General features: G+C 75.6%; 15 protein-coding genes. 12 read left to right on the plus strand and 3 right to left on the minus strand.

Annotated features, from left to right (window positions below; genetic code table 11):
- The first annotated feature begins 47 nt into the window (after positions 1-47).
- The 4 genes from GA0070622_RS16900 to GA0070622_RS16915 all read left to right on the plus strand — a co-directional run bounded on the left by GA0070622_RS16900 (position 48) and on the right by GA0070622_RS16915 (position 4,614).
- On the plus strand, positions 48-1,130 hold the full coding sequence (locus tag GA0070622_RS16900) for a cytochrome P450 (protein WP_245666372.1): 1,083 nt from the start codon (positions 48-50) through the stop codon (positions 1,128-1,130).
- Positions 1,127-1,921 (plus strand): isocitrate lyase/PEP mutase family protein, encoded by a 795-nt coding sequence (locus GA0070622_RS16905; protein ID WP_091574188.1) that lies wholly within the window; start codon positions 1,127-1,129, stop codon positions 1,919-1,921. The genes GA0070622_RS16900 and GA0070622_RS16905 overlap by 4 nt, the downstream gene beginning before the upstream one ends.
- 112 nt (positions 1,922-2,033) lie before the next feature.
- The gene (locus tag GA0070622_RS16910; protein ID WP_091574189.1) at positions 2,034-2,996 is read left to right on the plus strand and encodes a hypothetical protein; all 963 of its coding nucleotides are present in this window, start codon (positions 2,034-2,036) and stop codon (positions 2,994-2,996) included.
- Positions 2,997-3,000: 4 nt separating this feature from the next.
- Entirely contained in the window at positions 3,001-4,614 is a 1,614-nt protein-coding gene (locus GA0070622_RS16915; protein WP_091574190.1) for an asparagine synthetase B family protein, read from the plus strand.
- Between the two features lie 8 nt (positions 4,615-4,622).
- On the opposite strand, the gene GA0070622_RS16920 is transcribed toward GA0070622_RS16915, so the two are convergent.
- Positions 4,623-5,489, minus strand: a complete 867-nt coding sequence (locus tag GA0070622_RS16920; protein WP_091577552.1) for a transglutaminase domain-containing protein — start codon at positions 5,487-5,489, stop codon at positions 4,623-4,625.
- Positions 5,490-5,620: 131 nt separating this feature from the next.
- Here GA0070622_RS16920 and GA0070622_RS16925 point away from each other — a divergent pair, with 131 nt between their 5' ends.
- On the plus strand, positions 5,621-6,094 hold the full coding sequence (locus GA0070622_RS16925; RefSeq protein ID WP_091574191.1) for a DUF1203 domain-containing protein: 474 nt from the start codon (positions 5,621-5,623) through the stop codon (positions 6,092-6,094).
- A 48-nt stretch (positions 6,095-6,142) separates the two neighbouring features.
- Positions 6,143-7,135 carry a carcinine hydrolase/isopenicillin-N N-acyltransferase family protein gene (locus GA0070622_RS16930; RefSeq protein WP_091574192.1) on the plus strand — a complete coding sequence of 331 codons (993 nt, stop codon included), beginning with the start codon at positions 6,143-6,145 and terminating at the stop codon, positions 7,133-7,135.
- Positions 7,136-7,185: 50 nt separating this feature from the next.
- Here GA0070622_RS16930 and GA0070622_RS16935 read toward each other — a convergent pair whose 3' ends face one another.
- Positions 7,186-8,631, minus strand: coding sequence for an LVIVD repeat-containing protein (locus GA0070622_RS16935; protein ID WP_091577555.1), 1,446 nt, complete (start codon positions 8,629-8,631; stop codon positions 7,186-7,188).
- A gap of 139 nt (positions 8,632-8,770) precedes the next feature.
- Between GA0070622_RS16935 and GA0070622_RS16940 the strand changes: the two genes are divergently transcribed.
- The 6 genes from GA0070622_RS16940 (at position 8,771) to GA0070622_RS16965 (ending at position 15,314) form a co-directional block, all read left to right on the plus strand.
- Positions 8,771-9,466, plus strand: coding sequence for a DUF305 domain-containing protein (locus tag GA0070622_RS16940; RefSeq protein ID WP_091574193.1), 696 nt, complete (start codon positions 8,771-8,773; stop codon positions 9,464-9,466).
- 282 nt (positions 9,467-9,748) lie between these two features.
- Positions 9,749-9,991: a hypothetical protein gene (locus GA0070622_RS32055; protein ID WP_141684584.1), complete on the plus strand. Its 243-nt coding sequence runs from the start codon at positions 9,749-9,751 to the stop codon at positions 9,989-9,991.
- 39 nt (positions 9,992-10,030) lie between these two features.
- Entirely contained in the window at positions 10,031-11,254 is a 1,224-nt protein-coding gene (locus GA0070622_RS16950; protein ID WP_091574195.1) for a sensor histidine kinase, read from the plus strand.
- Positions 11,251-11,916: a response regulator gene (locus tag GA0070622_RS16955; RefSeq protein WP_091574196.1), complete on the plus strand. Its 666-nt coding sequence runs from the start codon at positions 11,251-11,253 to the stop codon at positions 11,914-11,916. Before GA0070622_RS16950 ends, GA0070622_RS16955 begins: the two co-directional genes overlap by 4 nt.
- A gap of 147 nt (positions 11,917-12,063) precedes the next feature.
- Positions 12,064-12,828, plus strand: coding sequence for an ABC transporter ATP-binding protein (locus tag GA0070622_RS16960; protein ID WP_091574197.1), 765 nt, complete (start codon positions 12,064-12,066; stop codon positions 12,826-12,828).
- 5 nt (positions 12,829-12,833) lie between these two features.
- Entirely contained in the window at positions 12,834-15,314 is a 2,481-nt protein-coding gene (locus tag GA0070622_RS16965; RefSeq protein WP_091577557.1) for an FtsX-like permease family protein, read from the plus strand.
- Positions 15,315-15,431: 117 nt separating this feature from the next.
- On the opposite strand, the gene GA0070622_RS16970 is transcribed toward GA0070622_RS16965, so the two are convergent.
- Complete coding sequence (locus tag GA0070622_RS16970; RefSeq protein WP_176558779.1) at positions 15,432-16,835, minus strand: serine/threonine-protein kinase; 1,404 nt, start codon at positions 16,833-16,835, stop codon at positions 15,432-15,434.
- Between the last annotated feature and the right edge of the window lie 456 nt (positions 16,836-17,291).

Raw genomic sequence — 17,291 nt, forward strand, 5'->3', positions numbered from 1 at the left:
CCGATCGTTCGGTCGGGACCGAACGATCACCGCCCTACGGTCGGGTGGTGGACCTACCGACGATCACGGCCGCTCCGGGCACGCCGACCTGCGGACCGCCGACCCGAGGCGACGACGGCTGGCTGGTCACCCGGCACGCGGACGTCACCGCCGCCCTGACCGATCCCCGCTGCGTGGTGCCGCCCGCCGGGCCGCCCGGCGCCGCCGGCTCGCTGGCCTGGCTGCGCGCGTCCGTCAGCCGCTTCAGCCCACCGGAGCGCCACCCCGGCCGGCGGGCGATCGCGGTGGCGGCGCTGGACGACCTCGACCCGCGGGACCTGTCCCTGGCCGCCGCACGGCGGACCGGCGAGATCCTCGACCGGTCGGCGTCGCCCGTACCGCCCCTGTTAAGAGGGGTCCCCTCCTCTACCGGAGGCGTTAACAGGGGGCCCTTCCTTACATCCCGGGTGGAGGTGATGGGGGCGCTGGCGCGGGGCGTGCCGCTGGTGGTGCTGGGGGAGCGGCTCGGCCTGGCGGATCCGGCGGCGGCCGCGTCGGCGGTGACGACGGTGGCCGCCGCCTACCATCCCGGCGCCGAGCCGGCGGCGGTCACGCGGGCCGACCGGGCGGTGGCCGCGTTGGTGGCGATGTCGCCGGCGGCCCCGCCCGAGGTGACCGCGAACCGGATCGGGCTGCTGGTGCAGGCCGCCGACGCCACGGCCGGGCTGATCGGCGCGGCGGTCCGGCACGGGCTCGCCGCGCCGGCCGGGCTCGCCACCGCCGCGCTGCTCGCCGAGGTGCTGCGGCTCGACCCACCGGTACGCGCCACCCGCCGGGTCACCACCGCCGCACTCGACCTGGGCGGCCGGCCGATCCGGGTCGGCGAGCCGCTGCTGCTCCGCTTCGACGCGGCGAACCGGGACCCGGCCGTCCATCCGGAGCCGGACCGGTTCGTGGTCGACCGGGCCGGTGGGGTGCTGACGTTCGGCGCCGGCGTCCGGGGCTGCCCGGGGTCGCGGCACGCGCTCGCCCTGGCCGCCGGCGTGGTCGACGTGCTGCGCCGCCGCTGCGCACCGGTCGACGCTCCGGTCAGCTACGCCCCGCATCCGACGCTGCGCGTCCCGACCCGTCTCGAGGTGACCCTGCGATGACCGACCGCCACGCGGCCTTCCGCGCGCTGCACCGGCCCGGCCGCCCCCTGCTGCTGCCCAACGCCTGGGACCACGCGTCCGCGGCGGCGCTCGCCGCCCGGGGTCACGCCGCGATCGGCACGACCAGCCTCGGCGTCGCGGCGGCCGCCGGCCGGCCGGACGGCGCCGGGGCGACCCGGGCCGAGACCCTGGACCTGGCCCGTCGCCTGCGGCACCTGCCGGTGCTGCTCACCGTCGACGTGGAGGACGGCTTCGACGAGGAGCCGGCGGCCGTGGCCCGCTACGTCGGCGAGCTGGCCGCCCTGGGGGTGGTGGGGGTGAACCTGGAGGACGGCCGCCCGGACGGCACCCTGACCCCGGCGCCGCTCGTCGCGGCGAAGATCGCGGCGGTACGCGCGGCGGCGCCAGGGCTCTTCGTCAACGCCCGCACCGACGCGTGGTGGCTGGACGTGCCGGCGCCGCTGGCCGAGGCACGGCGCCGGGCGGCGGCGTACCGGGCGGCGGGGGCCGACGGCTTCTTCGTTCCCGGCGCGCCCGACGACACGATCGGCACGCTGGTGGCGGAGGCCGGACTGCCGCTGAACGTCCTGCACCGGCCGGGCGGGCCGGACCTGGATCGCCTGGGCCGGCTCGGGGTGGCCCGGGTGAGCACCGGTTCGCTGCTGTTCCGGGCGGCCCTGGGCGCGGCGTTGCGCCGGGTCGACGCGGTCGCCGCCGGGGCGGACACCGGCGAGCCGATCCCGCCGGGGTACGCCGAGGTGCAGCAGCTGTCGCGGCGGTTCGCCACCTGATCGGGCACCTTCGGAGGAGATAGGAGGATTGTTCTCGGCGGTACCTTCTCTGGCGATTACGGTGAGTGCAGGTTTCATCACGCCGTGTCCTGCCCGAGAGGGGACGGAGACCATGCGAGTGCCCAGCCGAAGCCCCGGTCACCAGCCCGGTCCCGCCGTCGCGTCCACCGCCCCCGCCGCCCGCCGGCTGCCCGCCGGAGGGCGGCGGACCACCGCCGCGCCCGACCTGGCCGCGTACCGGTCGGCCGTGGCGGAGCTGCTGGTCGAGGTGGGCGCGCTGGCCGACGCGCCGTCGACCACCGCCCGACAGGTGCTGCTCGACCAGCGGCTGCGCGAACCGGCCGTCGCGGCGGTCCTCGACGCCACGCCCCAGGGACTGGTCGGCGCCCGGGAGACGCTGCTGCTGGAGATGGCCCGCTACCAGCCCAACGCGCGCAGCTCCGCGCACGACCTCACCGCGCTGGTCCGGATCTACCTGCTCTCCCGCATCGACGTGCTGTGGTGGCGGGACAGCCCCACCTTCCTCACCGACGAGCAGGTCCGCACCAGCACCGAGCTGGTCGACCTGGAGTGGCTGCGCCGCCGCGGCCTGCTCGACTTCCGCTACCAGGAGCAGCCCGCCACGGTGCTCGGGCGGGGCCTGCGGGCGGTCCGCCGCCGGCTGCGCCCGGACGCCACGCCCCGCACCGCGGGCCTGCTGTTCCGCCGCGCCCGCCGCGAGATGATCGCGTTCCTCAACGACCTGGGCCGGGAGTTCGCCGCGGCCGGCCCGCCCGGCACGCCGCCGCTCTGGGTGACCAGCCTGGCCCGCAGCGCCGAGCACCAGTACCGGCTGCGCCGGCTGGGGTACGCCGCCATGGTGCCCAGCGGGCACTGCCTCGGCTGGGCGGCCGACGTCGAGCTGGCGTGGTACGAGCGCTTCGGCGCCCGCACCACCCTGGCCGGGCTGCTGCTGGCCCGGCAGGAGGCCGGCGAGATCAACGTCATCGACGAGGGGCAGGCCTGGCACGTCTGCCTCGCGCCGGCGGCCCGCCGCCGGTTCCGGCGGGCGTACGAGGCCGAGATGGGGGTGTGACCCGGTGTGCGGGATCGCGCTGAGCATCGGCCCCGAGGCCGACCCGGCCACCTTCCGGCGGATGCTGGCCGCGCTCGCCCCGCGCGGGGAGGTCACCGAGACCCGGCAGGAGAACGGGCTGCTGGCCGGCGTGCGCCGGTTGCGGATCGTGGACCGGGACCGGGCCGTGCAGCCCTGGGTCGCGCCGGACGAACGGCACCTGCTCTGCTTCAACGGCGAGATCTTCAACCACCACGAGCTGCGCGCCGAGCTGACCCGGCTCGGGCACGAGTTCCGCACGCTCGGCGACACCGAGGTGGTGCTCGCCGCGTACCGCCAGTGGGGCGGGGACGCGGTGCGCCGGCTGCGCGGCGAGTACGCGTTCGTCGTGGTCGAACGCGACGGTGGCCGGGCGTACCTGGCCCGCGACCCGCTCGGGGTGAAGCCGCTCTACTGGTCCCGCGTGCCCGGCTGCCTGCACCTCGCCTCCGAGGTGAAGGCGCTGGTCGGGCACGGCGCCCCGATCAATGAGGTGCCGCCCGGGCACCACGGCTGGGTCGAACCCGACGGCCCGGTCCGGCCGCGCCCGCACGTGGACCTGCTCACGCTCGGCGCCGGGCTGCCGGTGATCGACGACCCGGACGAGGCCGCCCTGCTCGTCCGGGTCGCGCTCACCGACGCCATGCGGATCCGGTTGGACACCGACCTCACCGTCGGGGTGGTGCTCTCCGGCGGCCTGGACAGCTCGCTGGCGCTGCTGCACGCCCGGGAGCTGCACCCCGACTGCGTGGCGGTGACCATCGGCGTCCCGGACAGCCCCGACGTGGCGTACGCGCGGCGGCTCGCCGCCGACCTCGGCGTGCCCCACGAGGTGATCGAGCTGCGCCCGCGCGACATCCGGCTGGCCGACGTGCGCGAGGCGATCCGGATCTCCGAGCTGACCGAGTACGGCGACATCATCAATGCCGTGGTCTCGATGCCGATCTTCCGGCGGTTGCGGGAGCTGGGCGTGAAGGTGGTGCTCACCGGCGACGGCTCGGACGAGGTGTTCGGCGGCTACCCGATGTACCACCGGGTCGGGCCGGAACGCTCCCGCCGGCTGTTCCTGCACAAGATCCGCAACCTGTGCCGGACCGAGTTGCAGCGGGTGGACCGGGCGAGCATGGGACACGGTGTGGAGGCGCGGGTGCCGTTCCTCGACCTCAGCGTCGTCGAACTGGGGATGCGACTGCCGCTGGACCTCAAGCTGCGCGACGGGCAGGAGAAGTGGATCGTCCGGCGGGCGTTCGCCGACCTGCTGCCCGACTACGTCCGGCGACGGCCGAAGAACCCGATGTCCTACTCGTCGGGCCTGCACGAACGCGCCCGGCTGTACAAGCCGCTCTTCGCCCGGCTGCACCGCTCCTTCGGCTACGACCTGCTCGAACCGGTCCGGCGGGACTTCGACAGGCTGCTCACCCGGTGCGGCAACGACCTCGACCGGGCCCTCGCCGAGGGCCTGGCCCGGCCCGACTACACGGTGCTGGAGCACGCCCGCGACCTGGTCGGCGCCGCCCGGTGGAACGCCGCCCCGATGGTGCGCCGGCTGGTCAACCCGCGCCACACGCGGGGTGGGGACGAGGCGCCCCTGCCGGGGTAGGCCGGTGCTCAGCGGCGCAGGTCGACGGTGGTGACCGTGCCGGTGACCGGGTCGACGCTGCGGACCGTCCCGTCCGGGCGCAGCCGGGTGTCCGACGCGTACCGGTCGGCCAGCTCCCGCTCGGCGGCGGCGTCACCGGCGTCGGCGGCGAGCAGCAGCGCGGCGATCTCGTCGGTGAGCGCGAGGTCGGCCTCGGTCGGGTCGTCGCTCATCGTGCCGAAGCCGTCCCAGAGCAGCAGCTCGTCCTTGCGCCGGTGGGCCAGCTCGTGCAGCACGTAGACGCGGACGAACCAGGCGCCCCGGATCGGCAGCGCCGGGTCCACCCCGTACCGGTCCGGGTCGACCCGGCCCGCCCGGTACGCCGTCCAGACCCGGGCCGCCGAGTCGAAGTGCCCCGCCTCCGGGTCGATGTCGTAGCCGTCGAACGGCCGGGGGTCGGCGGGGTTCAGCTCCGGATCGGCCCAGACCCAGCGCTCGCCGTTCCACCACTCCGCCAGCACGTGGTCGTGGTGCCAGCCCGGCACGAAGTAGCTCGCGAAACCGACCCGGCTGCGGGCGGGCACGCCGTGCTGGCGCAACGCGGCGACGGTGAGCAGCGTGTGGTCACGGCAACAGCCCGCGACCCGCTCCGCGACGGGTCGCGGCGCGCTCAGCGGCAGCGGGAACCGGGACTGGTCGGTGTCGAGGATCCGGTCCAGCCAGCGCAGGTTGGCCTCGCCGCGCCGGGCGTCGGACAGCTCGACGCCGCCGGCGCGGTAGTGGACGATCACGTTGCGGGCGGCCGCCGCGGCGCCGGCGACGTCGCCGGGGACCGCGTCGAGCAGCGCGGCGTGGTGGCGGGGATCGCTGTACGGGGAGTGGGTCCGATAGTCCATCAGTCGATTGTCGACCGGGGCGGCGGTGCCGCGGGTGCCCGGACGGCGGCCGGGCGGCCGGAATCTCCGGCGGGTGACGCCAGGTCCGATGGCCGCCAGCGCCACGGCCGGCGCCGGGCCACGCTGGACGGGTGACGACGACCCGTACCGCCTTCCTGATCCGCCCGCTGCCGGCCGAGTTCCTGGCCGACCTGCGCCGCACCGACCGCGACGCCGGCGGGCAGCCGCCGCAGCGGCACCGGGCCGGCGGCGGCGAGCCGCTGCGCTGCTGCCTGCGCGACGCCGAGGCGGGCGAGCCGCTGCTGCTGTTCGGCTACGCGCCGCCGCTGCCGCCCGGCCCCTACCGGGAACTCGGGCCGGTCTTCGCGCACGACGCGGCCTGCGCCGGGCCGGCGGAGGTGACGGCCTACCCGGTCGGCTGGCGCGGACGGCCGCAGGTGCTGCGGGCGTACGACCGGCGGGGCCGCATCGTCGGCGGCCGCCGGCACGACGGCGACGCGCCGGAGGCGGTGGTCGCCGAGCTGTTCGCCGACCCGGCGGTGGACGTCCTGCACAGCCGCAACGTGGTGTACGGCTGCTGGATGTTCGCGGTCGTCCGCGGCTGACCGGTTCCTCGATGGACACCGGCCGCCGTCTCTCCTAGCGTCGCGGGTATGCGCAGGACGCTGGTCGCCACCGGGCTCGCGGTGCTCCTGCTCGCCCCGGCCTGCGCCGACGGCCGTGGGGCGGGCGGCGCGCCCGCGGCCGGCACCCCGACCGCCTCCCGGCAGGACCCCGACCAGGTCGCGCGGACCCTGGCCAGCCTGCGCCGGGTCGACGACCTGCCGCTGTACGAGATGACCTACGTCGGCGACTACGACCCGACCGTGGGGGTGCCGGGCGCCACCCCGCCCAGCCCGTTCGGTTGCTCGCTGTTCGCCGCGCTGGCCGACCGGGACCGCCCGCTGTTCGCCCGCAACTTCGACTGGGAGCCGAACCCGGCGCTGGTGCTGCGCACCGACCCGCCGGACGGGTACGCCTCGATCTCGCTGGTGGACATCTCCTACCTCGGGGTCGCCGCCGACCCGGCCGGGGACCGGCGGCTGCTCGACGCGCCGCTGCTGCCCTTCGACGGGATGAACGAGCGGGGCCTGGCGGTCGGGTTGGCCGCCGACGACGGCGCGCGGGCCGACCCCGTGCCCGGACGCCCCACAGTGGGTTCGGTGCGCATCCTGCGGCTGGTGCTCGACGGGGCCGCCACCGTGGACGAGGCGGTCGGCGTCTTCGCGCGGCACAACCTGGACTTCGCCGGCGGGCCGGCGTTGCACTACCTGCTCGCGGACGCGACCGGGGCGTCCGCCGTGGTCGAGTTCGTCGACGGGAGCATGCGCGTCGACCGCCGCCGGGATCCGTGGCAGGCGCTGACCAACGTGCCGACCGTCGGGGTCAGCGACCGGGACCTGCGGCGCGACCACCGGTACGGGGTGCTGGCGACGGAGCTGGACCGGGTCGGTGGCGCGCTGGACGCCGCCGGGGCGCTGCGCCTGCTCGCCGCCGTCCGGCAGGCGCACACCCGCTGGTCGGTGACGTACGCGCTACGCAGCGGTGAGGTGCGGGTGGTCACGGCGGGCGGCGGGATCCGGGACTACCGGTTACCGATGAGCTGACCCGGGCCCGGCGCCCCGAGGGGGTGCCGGGCCCGGCGACGGTCAGCGGGTCACCAGCTCAGGTAGCCCGTCTGGGTCTGCACGTTCAGCTCCGGCACCAGGAGGAACTGGGCCAGCCAGGTGCGCGGGTCACGCAGCTCCAGCACGTCCAGTCCCTTCTGGATGTCGCTGGAGTAGATGTGACCGTTGTACCAGTAGGCCGACCAGGACCCGCCGGTGCGCAGCTGCGTGGCGTCCAGCGGCCCGCGCTCCCAGTAGGCGATCTCCTTCGGCTGACGGGAGTCGGTGAAGTCCCACACCGAGATGCCGCCCTGGTACCAGGCCTGGACCATGATGTCGCGGCCGGGCACCGGGATCAGCGAGCCGTTGTGCGCCACGCAGTTCTCGGTGTCCGCGTTGACCCGCGGGATCTTGTAGTAGCTGCGGAACTCCAGCTTGCGGGCGTCGCCGCGGCCGGTGATGTCGTAGATGGCGTCCGCGCCGCGGTTCGGCCCGACCACCTCGTTGCAGGTGGCCGCGCCGCCGCCGCCCAGCTCGTCGGTGAAGACGACCTTGGTGCCGGCGTTGTTGAACGTGGCCGAGTGCCAGAACGCGAAGTTCTCCGCGTCGGTGATCCGTTCGATCACCCGGGGCGCCTCGCGGTTCTTGATGTCCAGCAGGACGCCGTCACCCATGCACGCGCCCGCCGCCAGGTCCTTCGACGGGTACGCGGTGATGTCGTGGCAGCCGGTGGTCGCGGACGTCTGGCCCGGGATGCCCGGGTAGCCGCCGTCCGGGAAGAGGTTGGGGGTGGCGACCACGGACGCCGAGGTGGGGCTCTTCACCGGGACCTTGACGATGGAGATCGAGTCGTGCGGCGGCTGGCAGTCCGGGAACTCGGCCCGCGGGCTGTACGAGGAGACGTACAGGTAGACGTTGCGCCGGTCCTTGCCCGGCACCAGCGTGTGGGTGTGCGAGCCGCAGGCCGTCTCCACCGACTTGATGTAGCGCGGGTTGCGCTTGTCGCGGATGTCGAAGATCTTGATGCCCTCCCACGACTCCTTGACCGACGCCGGCTGGCTGGTGCTGGCGCACGAGTCGTCGTTGCGGGAGGAGTCGGTCGACAGGAAGAGCAGGTTCCCGTGGACCGAGATGTCGTTCTGCGAGCCGGGGCAGAGCACCTGCGAGACGATGGTCGGCCGGCTCGGCCGGGAGACGTCGTAGATGACGAAACCCTCGTAGTTGCCGGCGAACGCGTACCGGCCCTGGAAGGCGATGTCGGTGCCGAGGGCGGACGTGGTGTCGAAGGGCGCCTGCTTCGGCAGGTTGGCCACCTGCCGCAGGTTGGGGCTGCTGGAGATCTCGTCGACACCGGGGACGGCGCTGTCCACGGTGGCCGGGGCCGCCCGGGGGACCTCCTGCGCGCTGCTCGGCGGCGCGGCGATCACGCCGGCGAGCAGCAGGCCGGCGGCGGCGAGACCGACGATACGGGTACGGGACGTGCGGATGCTGATCATCGGCAACACCCTTCGAAAGGGGGATGATGATTCGCCACACCTTACCGACTTACGACGTCCATCAATGTGATCCCGGTCACATCCGGGAACTTTCGTCTATGGATAGGATCGCTGTCACCTCGACCGGAGGGAGGGTTGTATGACCGGCCGGCAGGCACGCGTGTGGTGGGCCGTCACAGCGCTCGCAGCGCTCCTGGTGATCGGCGGGCTGGCCCTGACCGGGCGCGGCGACACCCGCCCGGCGGCGACCCGGCCGAGCCCGGCCGGCGCCGTCCCGAGCCCGACGGGCGAGTTCTCCGCCCCGCCCGTGCTGGTCCCCGGCCGCCCGGGCGAGTCGGCGGCCACCCGCCCCGCCGCCGAGGTCCGCGACGCCGCCCCGCCGCGGTGGAACGGCCTGGACGTCTGGTACGTGCGGATGATGATCCCGCACCACGAGCAGGCGCTGGAGATGGCGAAGCTCGCCCCCGACCGGGCCGCCGACCCCCGGGTGCGGGCCGTCGCCGACCGGATCCGGGCCGCCCAGGGGCCTGAGGTCGGCGTGCTGCGCGCCTGGCTGAGCACCCGTGACCTGCCGGCCGAGGTGGCCGGCCACGACCACGCCACCATGCGCGGGATGCAGTCCGCCGAGGCCATGCGGCAGCTCGCGGACGCCCGGGGCGCGGCGTTCGACACGTTGTTCGTGCGGATGATGACCGCCCATCACCAGGGCGCGGTGGTGATGTCCACCGATCTGCTCAAGGTGGGCGCCGACCAGGTCATGCAGGAGTTCGCCAACGCCGTCGCGGTCGAGCAGTCCGCCGAGATCACCCGCATGCGCACCCTCCTCCCGTCCTGACCCACCCCACCCACCCCGCCGAACCCGTCGATCATGAAGTTGGCGGCGACAAATCGGACGGTGGAGGTAGTCAACTTCATGATCGACGGCGTACTTCCGGAGGGCGACCGGGCGTCGGTACTCTCACCGCTCATGATCAGTCTGCCCGGGAGGTGGCGGAAGCGCGACGGGGCGCAGCCTGCGGCGGCGCCGTGGGTGGGGCTCGCCGTCGGGATCGGGAGCGAGCTGCTGCCGTCCGCCACGGCCGACCTTCTCGCGCACCTCCGTCGTACGGTTCCTGCCGTGCCTGTCACGCCCGACGAGGGCACTCGGATCCGGGCCGTGGTCGGGTCCCGGTCCGACGCCGACCTGGTGGCCGCCGGGCTCCGTGACTGGGCGGCCGGGGCCGAGGACGGGTGGACGTTGACCGTGACGGGTTCTGGTCTTCCGGCGGGCGAGTGGACCCGGTTCTCCCAGCTGCGCGGCAGCTTCGCCGCCGAGAACCTGGCCTGGGCCGTGTCGGAGGCGGCCGGCGTCGGCGGCTGACGCGGTGGGCATCGACGCGCACGCCACCCCGTACGCTGGGTGACCGTGGACCGCCTGATCCTCGGCCGCCCGCTGCGCGGTGTCGCCTTCGACGCCGCCGTCTCCGGGCTGGTCGTCCTCGTCGCCGTGCTGGGCCTGCTGGCCGAGCAGGGCGGCCTGCCGGCGTTCGCGGTCGGCGTGGCGATGGCGGCGGTGCTGTTCTTCCGGCGGACCCACCCGTCCCTGGTCGCCGTGGCGGTGGCCGCGCTCGCGCTGGCCCAGGTGGTCGTCGGCTGGGGGCCGCTCGGCTACGACATCGGCGTGCTGATTGCCCTCTACAGCGTGGTCAAGTACGCCGACCGGGCGCGCGACGGCATCCTGGCCGGGATCGGCGCGGCGATCGGCGTGCTGCTCTCCGCGCTCTCCTGGCCCGGGCCGGCGCCCTGGTGGGCGGGGGCGCTCTACTACGGCCTGGTCACCGGCGCGGTCTGGCTGGTCGGGCTGAACGTGCGGACCCGCCGGCTCTACGTGCTCAGCCTGGAGGAGCGGGCCGCGACGCTGGAGCGGGAGCGGGAGGCGGAGTCCCGGGCGGCGGTGGCCGAGGAGCGCACCCGCATCGCCCGGGAGCTGCACGACGTGGTGGCGCACAGCATGGCCGTGATGATCGTGCAGGCCGACGGCGTGCGGTTCACCCTGGACCGGGACCCGGCGACCGCGCGGGAGGCGGCGAAGGTGGTGGCGGACACCGGCCGGCAGGCGCTGGAGGAGATGCGGCGGCTGGTCGGGGTGCTGCGCGAGCCGAGCCGCCCGGAGCCGCCCCCGGTGACCGACGAGCCGGCCGCCGAGCCGGCGCACCGCCGTCCCGCGCTGGTGGAGTTGCCCGCGTTGCTCGACCGGTTCCGTGCCGCCGGGTTGCGGATCGCCTGCGCCGGCGCCGGCACCCCGGTGGCGCTGCCGCCGGGCCTGGAGCTGACCGTCTACCGGGTGGTGCAGGAGAGCCTGACCAACGCGCTCAAGCACGCCGGCGTGGGGGCGTCGGTCGAGCTGACGCTCGACTGGGACGCCGACGCCGTCGTGGTCCGGGCCGTCGACGACGGGCGCGGCCGTCCGGTGGTGCGGCCGGCGCCGTCCGGCGGGCACGGCCTGGTCGGCATGCGGGAACGGGTCGGGGTGTACGACGGCAGCCTCGCCGCCGGACCGACGCTGGCCGGGGGTTGGCGGGTGGAGGCGCGACTGCCGCTGCCCGCGCCGGCCGGCACCGAGGAAGGGAGCGCGGCGGCGTGACCGTGCGGGTGATGATCGTCGACGACCAGGCGCTGGTCCGCGCCGGATTCCGGATGGTGCTCGACTCCCAACCCGACCTGGCCGTGGTCGGTGAGGCGATCGACGGCGCGGACGCGCTGCGGGTCCTGGAGCGGGTCGAGGCCGACGTGGTGGTGATGGACCTGCGGATGCCCACCATGGACGGGGTGGAGGCGACCCGGCGGATCTGCGCCCGTTCCACCGGCGGGCGTCCCCGGGTGCTGGTGCTCACCACGTTCGACACCGAGGCCGACGCCTTCGCCGCGCTGCGCGCCGGGGCGAGCGGCTTCCTGCTCAAGAACGTGCCGCCGGAGGACCTGCTCGCCGCGATCCGGGTGGTCGCCGAGGGTGACTCGGTGGTCGCCCCGTCGATCACCCGGCGACTGCTCGACCGCTTCGCCGGCCAGCTCGGCCCCGCTCCGGTCCAGGACCCGCGACTGGCCCAGCTGACCGAGCGGGAGCGGGAGGTGCTGCTGCTCGTCGCGCAGGGGCTGTCCAACGCGGAGATCGCCGGGCGGGTGCACGTCGCGGAGGCGACGGTGAAGACGCACGTGGGCCGGATCCTGGCCAAACTCCAGCTCCGCGACCGGGTCCAGGCCGTGGTGCTGGCGTACGAGAGCGGGCTGGTCACACCCGGCGGATGACCCGGCGTACGCCTCGGGTCGTACGGGTCCGCCGGTCGGGGGCGACCGGGGGAGTACCGAGGTCGCGCGCGCAGGTGGAGATGGCCGCCCGGGTGCCGGCCATAGCGTCGGAAGGGTCAGCAGACCGTCTCCGACAGGAGCACCACGTTGTCCGCAACCCCGACCACCGGCGTCGCCGTCGCCGCCCGTGCGCTGCACATGGAGTACGGCGCCGGGCCGAACCGGGTCGTCGCCCTCGACGGCGTCGACCTCGACCTGGGCGCCGCCCGGTTCACCGCCGTGATGGGTCCCTCCGGCTCCGGCAAGTCCACCCTGCTGCACTGCCTCGCCGGCCTGGACCGGCCGTCGGCCGGCACCGTCCGCATCGGCGAGGCCGACCTGGCCCGCCTCGACGACCGTCGGTTGACCCGGCTGCGCCGGGACCGGATCGGCTTCGTCTTCCAGAGGTTCAACCTGCTGCCCACGCTCACCGCGCGGGAGAACATCGTCCTCCCGTTGGCCATCGCCGGCCGGCGACCCGATCCGGCCTGGTTGCGGCAGGTGGTGGCCGCCGTCGGCCTGACCGACCGGCTCGACCACCGGCCGGCGGAACTCAGCGGCGGGCAGCAGCAGCGCGTCGCGGTGGCCCGCGCCCTGGTCACCCGGCCGTGGGTCGTCTTCGCCGACGAGCCGACCGGCAACCTGGACTCCCGTTCCGGCGCCGAGGTGCTGCGGCTGCTGCGCGAGGCCGTGGACGCCCTCGGTCAGACCGTCGTCATGGTCACCCACGACCCGGCCGCCGCCGCGTACGCCGACCGGGTGGTCTTCCTGGCCGACGGCCGGCTCGTCGACGACGTGCACGCCCCGACCACCGCCCGGGTCCGCGAGGCGCTGAGCCGGCTCGAACCGGCCGCGACGCCGGTGGGGCGGTGACCGGGATGCTGCGCCTGACCCTGCGCCAGATCCGCGCCGACGGCCTGCGGCTGCTGCTGTCGTCGCTGGCGGTCGTGCTCGGCGTCGCCTTCGTCGCCGGCACCCTGATGGTCACCGACGGCATGCGGGCCGGGGCGTACGCGCGCGCCGGCGCGTTCGACCGGCACACCGACCTGGCCGCCTACGCCGGCCGGGTGCCCCTGTCGCCGGCCCTGGTCGACCGGGTCCGCGCGGTGGACGGGGTCGCCGCGGCCGCGGGGGAGCTGACCGGCAGCGCCGGGGTGGTCGGCGCCGACGGCCGGCCCGTGCTCGGCTACGCCGTGCTCGCCGCGATCCCCACCGAGCCGGCCCTGCAGTCGTACGACGTGGTCGCCGGCCGGCTACCGCAGCGCGCGGGCGAGCTGGTGCTGGACGAGAAGACCGTCGCCGAGCAGCGCTTCACCCTCGGCGGGCCGGTGTCGGTCGGCGGGGTCGGCGGGGCGGCCCGGGCGTACACCCTGGTCGGCGCGGTCGACGTCGCCGGCACGTCGCGCGACGTCGGCGGGCCGTTCATCGGCCTGGTGGGCGCCGACGCCCTCGCGGTCGGCGGCGACGGTGGTTACGGGCGGATCATGGTGGCCGCGCGCCCCGGGGTGGACACCCGGGCGCTGGCCGACCGGGTCCGGGCGGTGGTCGGCCCGGGCGTCACGGTCCGGGACCGCGCGGCCGTCCTCGACGCGGCGGTCGCCGACGCCGTGCGCGACCTGCGGCAGTTCGAGCTGCTGCTGGGCACCTTCGCGGCGGTGGCGGTGGTGGTCGCCGGCTTCGTGATCGCCAACACGTTCGCCATCGTGCTCGCGCAGCGGTCCCGGCGCACGGCGTTGCTGCGCCTGGTCGGCGCGACCCGGGGGCAGGTCTACCGGGCCACGCTGGTCGAGGCGGCGCTGACCGGGCTGGTCGCCTCGACGGTCGGGGTGGCGGTGGGCACGGCGCTGGCCGCCGGTCTCGGCGCGTTGCTCGGGGCGACCGGAGCGACGGCCGCCGGCGGGGTCACGGTGACGACCCGGACGGTGCTGCTCTCCCTGGCCCTGGGCACGCTGCTCACCGTGCTGGCGGCCGCGTTGCCGGCCTGGCAGGGCACCCGGATCGCGCCGGTGGCCGCGCTGACCGACGCGGCGACCCGGCCCGCCCGCCCGGCCGGCCGGATCCGGCTCGGCGTCGGGGCGGTGGTGCTCGTCGCCGGGGTGGCGGCGCTGCTCGGCGCGGGGGCGACCGGCCAGGTGCCGTTGGTGGCGGCCGGCGGGTTGCTGGCCTTCGGCGGCATCGTGGCGTTCGGCCCGGTGCTGGTGCCGGCGCTGGTGCGGGCGCTCGGCGCGCCGGTGCGCGCGGTGGTCGGCGCGCCGGGCACCCTGGCCGTGGCGAACGCGGTGCGCAACCCGCGCCGGGTCGCGGCCACCGCCACCGCGATGGTGATCGGGATCGGTCTGGTCTCGGCCTTCGTGGTCGGCGCGGGCAGCGTCAAGACCGGCATCGAGCGCGCGGTGGACGCCCGGATCGGCGTTGACTTCCTGGTCACCGGCATCGGCGGGAAGCTGCCGGCGCCGCTGGCCGGCGAGCTGGCCGCCCGGCCGGAGCTGGGCGTCGTACACGAGCAGCGCAGCCGGGTGTCCGACGGCGTGCAGGTGCGGGCCGCCCACCCGGCCCTGGTCCGGCGGACACTGTCCGCGGTGGACGCCGGCGACCTCGGCGCGTTCGGGCCGGGCTCGGTGCTGGTGCACCGCGAGCTGGCCGCCGCCCGGGGCTGGACCGTCGGGGACACCGTCACCGTCGCCGGGCGTCCGTTCCGGGTCGCCGCCGTGGTGGCCGAGGACCGGCCGGCCCTGGCCGGCAGCCCGGTGCCCGACGGGCATGTGGTGGACGTCGTCGACGCGGACTTCACCCGGTTCTTCCCCACCGAACGCGGCCACCTGGCCGAGGTGGATCCGGCCGCCGGGGTGGACGTGGACGTCGCCCGGGCCGCCGTGGAGTCGGTGGTCGCCCGCTACCCGACGGTCAACGTGATGGACCAGGCCGCCTACAAGAAGATGCTGACCGGCACCGTCGACATGGTGCTCGGTCTCGTCACGGCGCTGCTCGGCCTGGCCGTGGTGATCTCGCTGGTGGGGGTCGCCAACACGCTGAGCCTCTCGGTGGTGGAGCGGACCCGGGAGAACGCCGTGCTGCGGGCGGTCGGCCTGAGCCGGGGCGGGATGCGGGCGGTGCTCGCGGTCGAGGCGGTGCTCACCGCGTCGGTCGGCACGCTGCTCGGCGTCGCGCTGGGCGTCGGGGTCGCCGCCGGGGCGATGGCCGTGGTGGCCCGCATCGGCGGGGACTTCACGCTGGTGCTGCCGTGGGGACGGCTCGGTCTGATCGTCGCGGTGGCGGTGCTCGCCGCCCTGCTCGCCTCGGTCCTGCCGGCCCGGCGGGCGCTGTCCCGGCCGGTGGTGGCGTCGCTCGGCGCCGACTGACGTCGGCCACCGTCGTCCGGACGCCGACGGGCCGGTCCCGCCTCGACGGCAGGACCGGCCCGGTGCGTGCCTGCGGACGGGTCGGTCCCGACGCGCGGTCGGGCCGGCCCGGATCGCTCAGGGGCGGGAGACGGGTTGGCCGCCGGTCCCGCCCTCGCCTTCACCCTCGCCACCGCCGGCGGGGGCGGTCGTGGTGGTGGTCTCGGTCGGCGTGGCAGGATCGGTCGGCGTCGAGCTGGTGGCCGGCGGGCTGCTGGGCGCGGTCGGCGGCGTCGACGGGGCGCTCGACGGGCTGGGCTGGCCCGAGGCGCTCGGCGAGGCGCTCGGCGTCACCGAGGTGGACGCCGAGGGCTTGCCGCCCGGGCCGACCGGGCGGTAGGTGTAGTCGTCCTCGACCGTCGACGGCCCCTCGGTGACGGCGGTGTCGGCGACGGAGTTACTCGGCGCCACCGCGGGCGCCGTGGAATCGAGCTGGGTGGCCGGCGCCTCCGCGTCCTTGGCGGCGGCCACCAGCGCGCCCAGCGCGGTCACCGCCACCAGCACGGCGCCCAGTGCGCCGACCAGGGTGCCGCGACGACTGCGGCGGCGCGCCGGCGCGACCGCGGCGGCCGGCCGGGCGACCGGCTGGTCGTCGCGGGTCCGCCCCGGCCCGGCCGCGCCGCGCAGGGCGACCGGCACCGTCGCGGCGGGCGACTCGGCGCGCGCCGCCCGGGCCGCGTCGGCCATCGCGGCGGCGCTCGGGTAGCGGTCGGCCGGGTCCTTCGCCAGCGCCCGGGCGACCAGCTCGCGCACCGCCGCCGGGATCTCCGCCGGCAGCTCCGGCGGCGCGTCGTCGAGGTGCCGCACCGCGACCTGGAGCGGGTTGTCCCCGGTGAACGGCGGGCTGCCGGTGAGGCAGCAGTAGGCGACCGCGCCGAGCGCGTAGACGTCCGTGGCGCCCGAGACGGGGCGGCCGGCGGCCTGCTCGGGGGCCATGTAGAGGGCGGTGCCGGGCACCGCGTTCGTGCTGGTGATGCTGGTGACGTTGGTCGACCGGGCCACCCCGAAGTCGACCAGGACCACCGTGCCGTCCTCCTGCACCAGCAGGTTGCTCGGCTTGACGTCGCGGTGGACGATGCCGCGGCCGTGCGCCCCGTGCAGCGCCTGGGCCACCTGGGCCACGATCGACATGGTCTCGGCGACCTCGAGCTGCCCGGCCGCCTCGATCCGCCGGGACAGCGGCTCACCGGCGACGAACTCCATGACCAGGTAGTCGGCCCGGCTGCCGTCGGGCAGTTCGTCCTCGCCGCAGTCGAACACCTGCACCACGCCGGGGTGGCGCAACGACGCCATGATCCGCGCCTCGGAGCGGAACCGGGCGATGAAGTCGGGATCGGAAACCAGCGCGGGAAGGAGCACCTTCACCGCGACCGGCCGACCGAGCACCAGGTCGGTGGCACGCCAGACGTCGCCCATGCCGCCGGTGGCGACACGGTCTTCCAGGCGGTACCGACCGCTGAGTACGACGTCGGAGGTGAGCATTCCCATACCGTACCCACCGCGGCCCCGGAGTATTTCCCGCGATCTCTCCCGTCGCGGCCGGCGAGCGGTTCCGGCCCGATCATCCGAACGGCCGAGGCCGGTTTCGGCCGTGGGCGCACCGTGACCGACCGGGTACGATCGGCCAGAATGTGTCCGGACGGCGGCGGATGTCCGGCTCGGTGAGTCGGGAACCGCCCGTTTCCTCCGGATCGGCAGCGACCGGGCGGTGGTCTTCGTTACACCGACACGCCGATCCACTCGGTAGACATTTCTCTCCCTTTTCCCGGCTCTTCGTGGCTTGCCGGTCAGCGGGATCCCCTCCTAGCGTTGGCCCGGCTCCCGGCCGCCCCACGACGTCGGTACGGTATGTCCGCCGACGGCCGCGCTGCGCGGCAGTGTCCATGCGCATCGGTCCCGGGCCGGTGCCGATCAGCTCAGCGGGGGGCGGGGGTGCGA

The sequence above is a fragment of the Micromonospora sediminicola genome (assembly GCF_900089585.1).
Lineage (GTDB): Bacteria > Actinomycetota > Actinomycetes > Mycobacteriales > Micromonosporaceae > Micromonospora > Micromonospora sediminicola.

Excerpts from the sequence above, each read along its gene's own strand:
- GA0070622_RS16965 (WP_091577557.1), top strand. The coding sequence starts at position 12,834 with ATGCTGCGCCTGACCCTGCGCCAGATCCGCGCCGACGGCCTGCGGCTG.
- GA0070622_RS16910 (WP_091574189.1), top strand. The coding sequence starts at position 2,034 with ATGCGAGTGCCCAGCCGAAGCCCCGGTCACCAGCCCGGTCCCGCCGTC.
- GA0070622_RS16920 (WP_091577552.1), bottom strand. The coding sequence starts at position 5,489 with ATGGACTATCGGACCCACTCCCCGTACAGCGATCCCCGCCACCACGCC.
- GA0070622_RS16970 (WP_176558779.1), bottom strand. The coding sequence starts at position 16,835 with ATGCTCACCTCCGACGTCGTACTCAGCGGTCGGTACCGCCTGGAAGAC.
- GA0070622_RS16940 (WP_091574193.1), top strand. The coding sequence starts at position 8,771 with ATGACCGGCCGGCAGGCACGCGTGTGGTGGGCCGTCACAGCGCTCGCA.
- GA0070622_RS16935 (WP_091577555.1), bottom strand. The coding sequence starts at position 8,631 with ATGATCAGCATCCGCACGTCCCGTACCCGTATCGTCGGTCTCGCCGCC.
- GA0070622_RS16905 (WP_091574188.1), top strand. The coding sequence starts at position 1,127 with ATGACCGACCGCCACGCGGCCTTCCGCGCGCTGCACCGGCCCGGCCGC.
- GA0070622_RS16930 (WP_091574192.1), top strand. The coding sequence starts at position 6,143 with ATGCGCAGGACGCTGGTCGCCACCGGGCTCGCGGTGCTCCTGCTCGCC.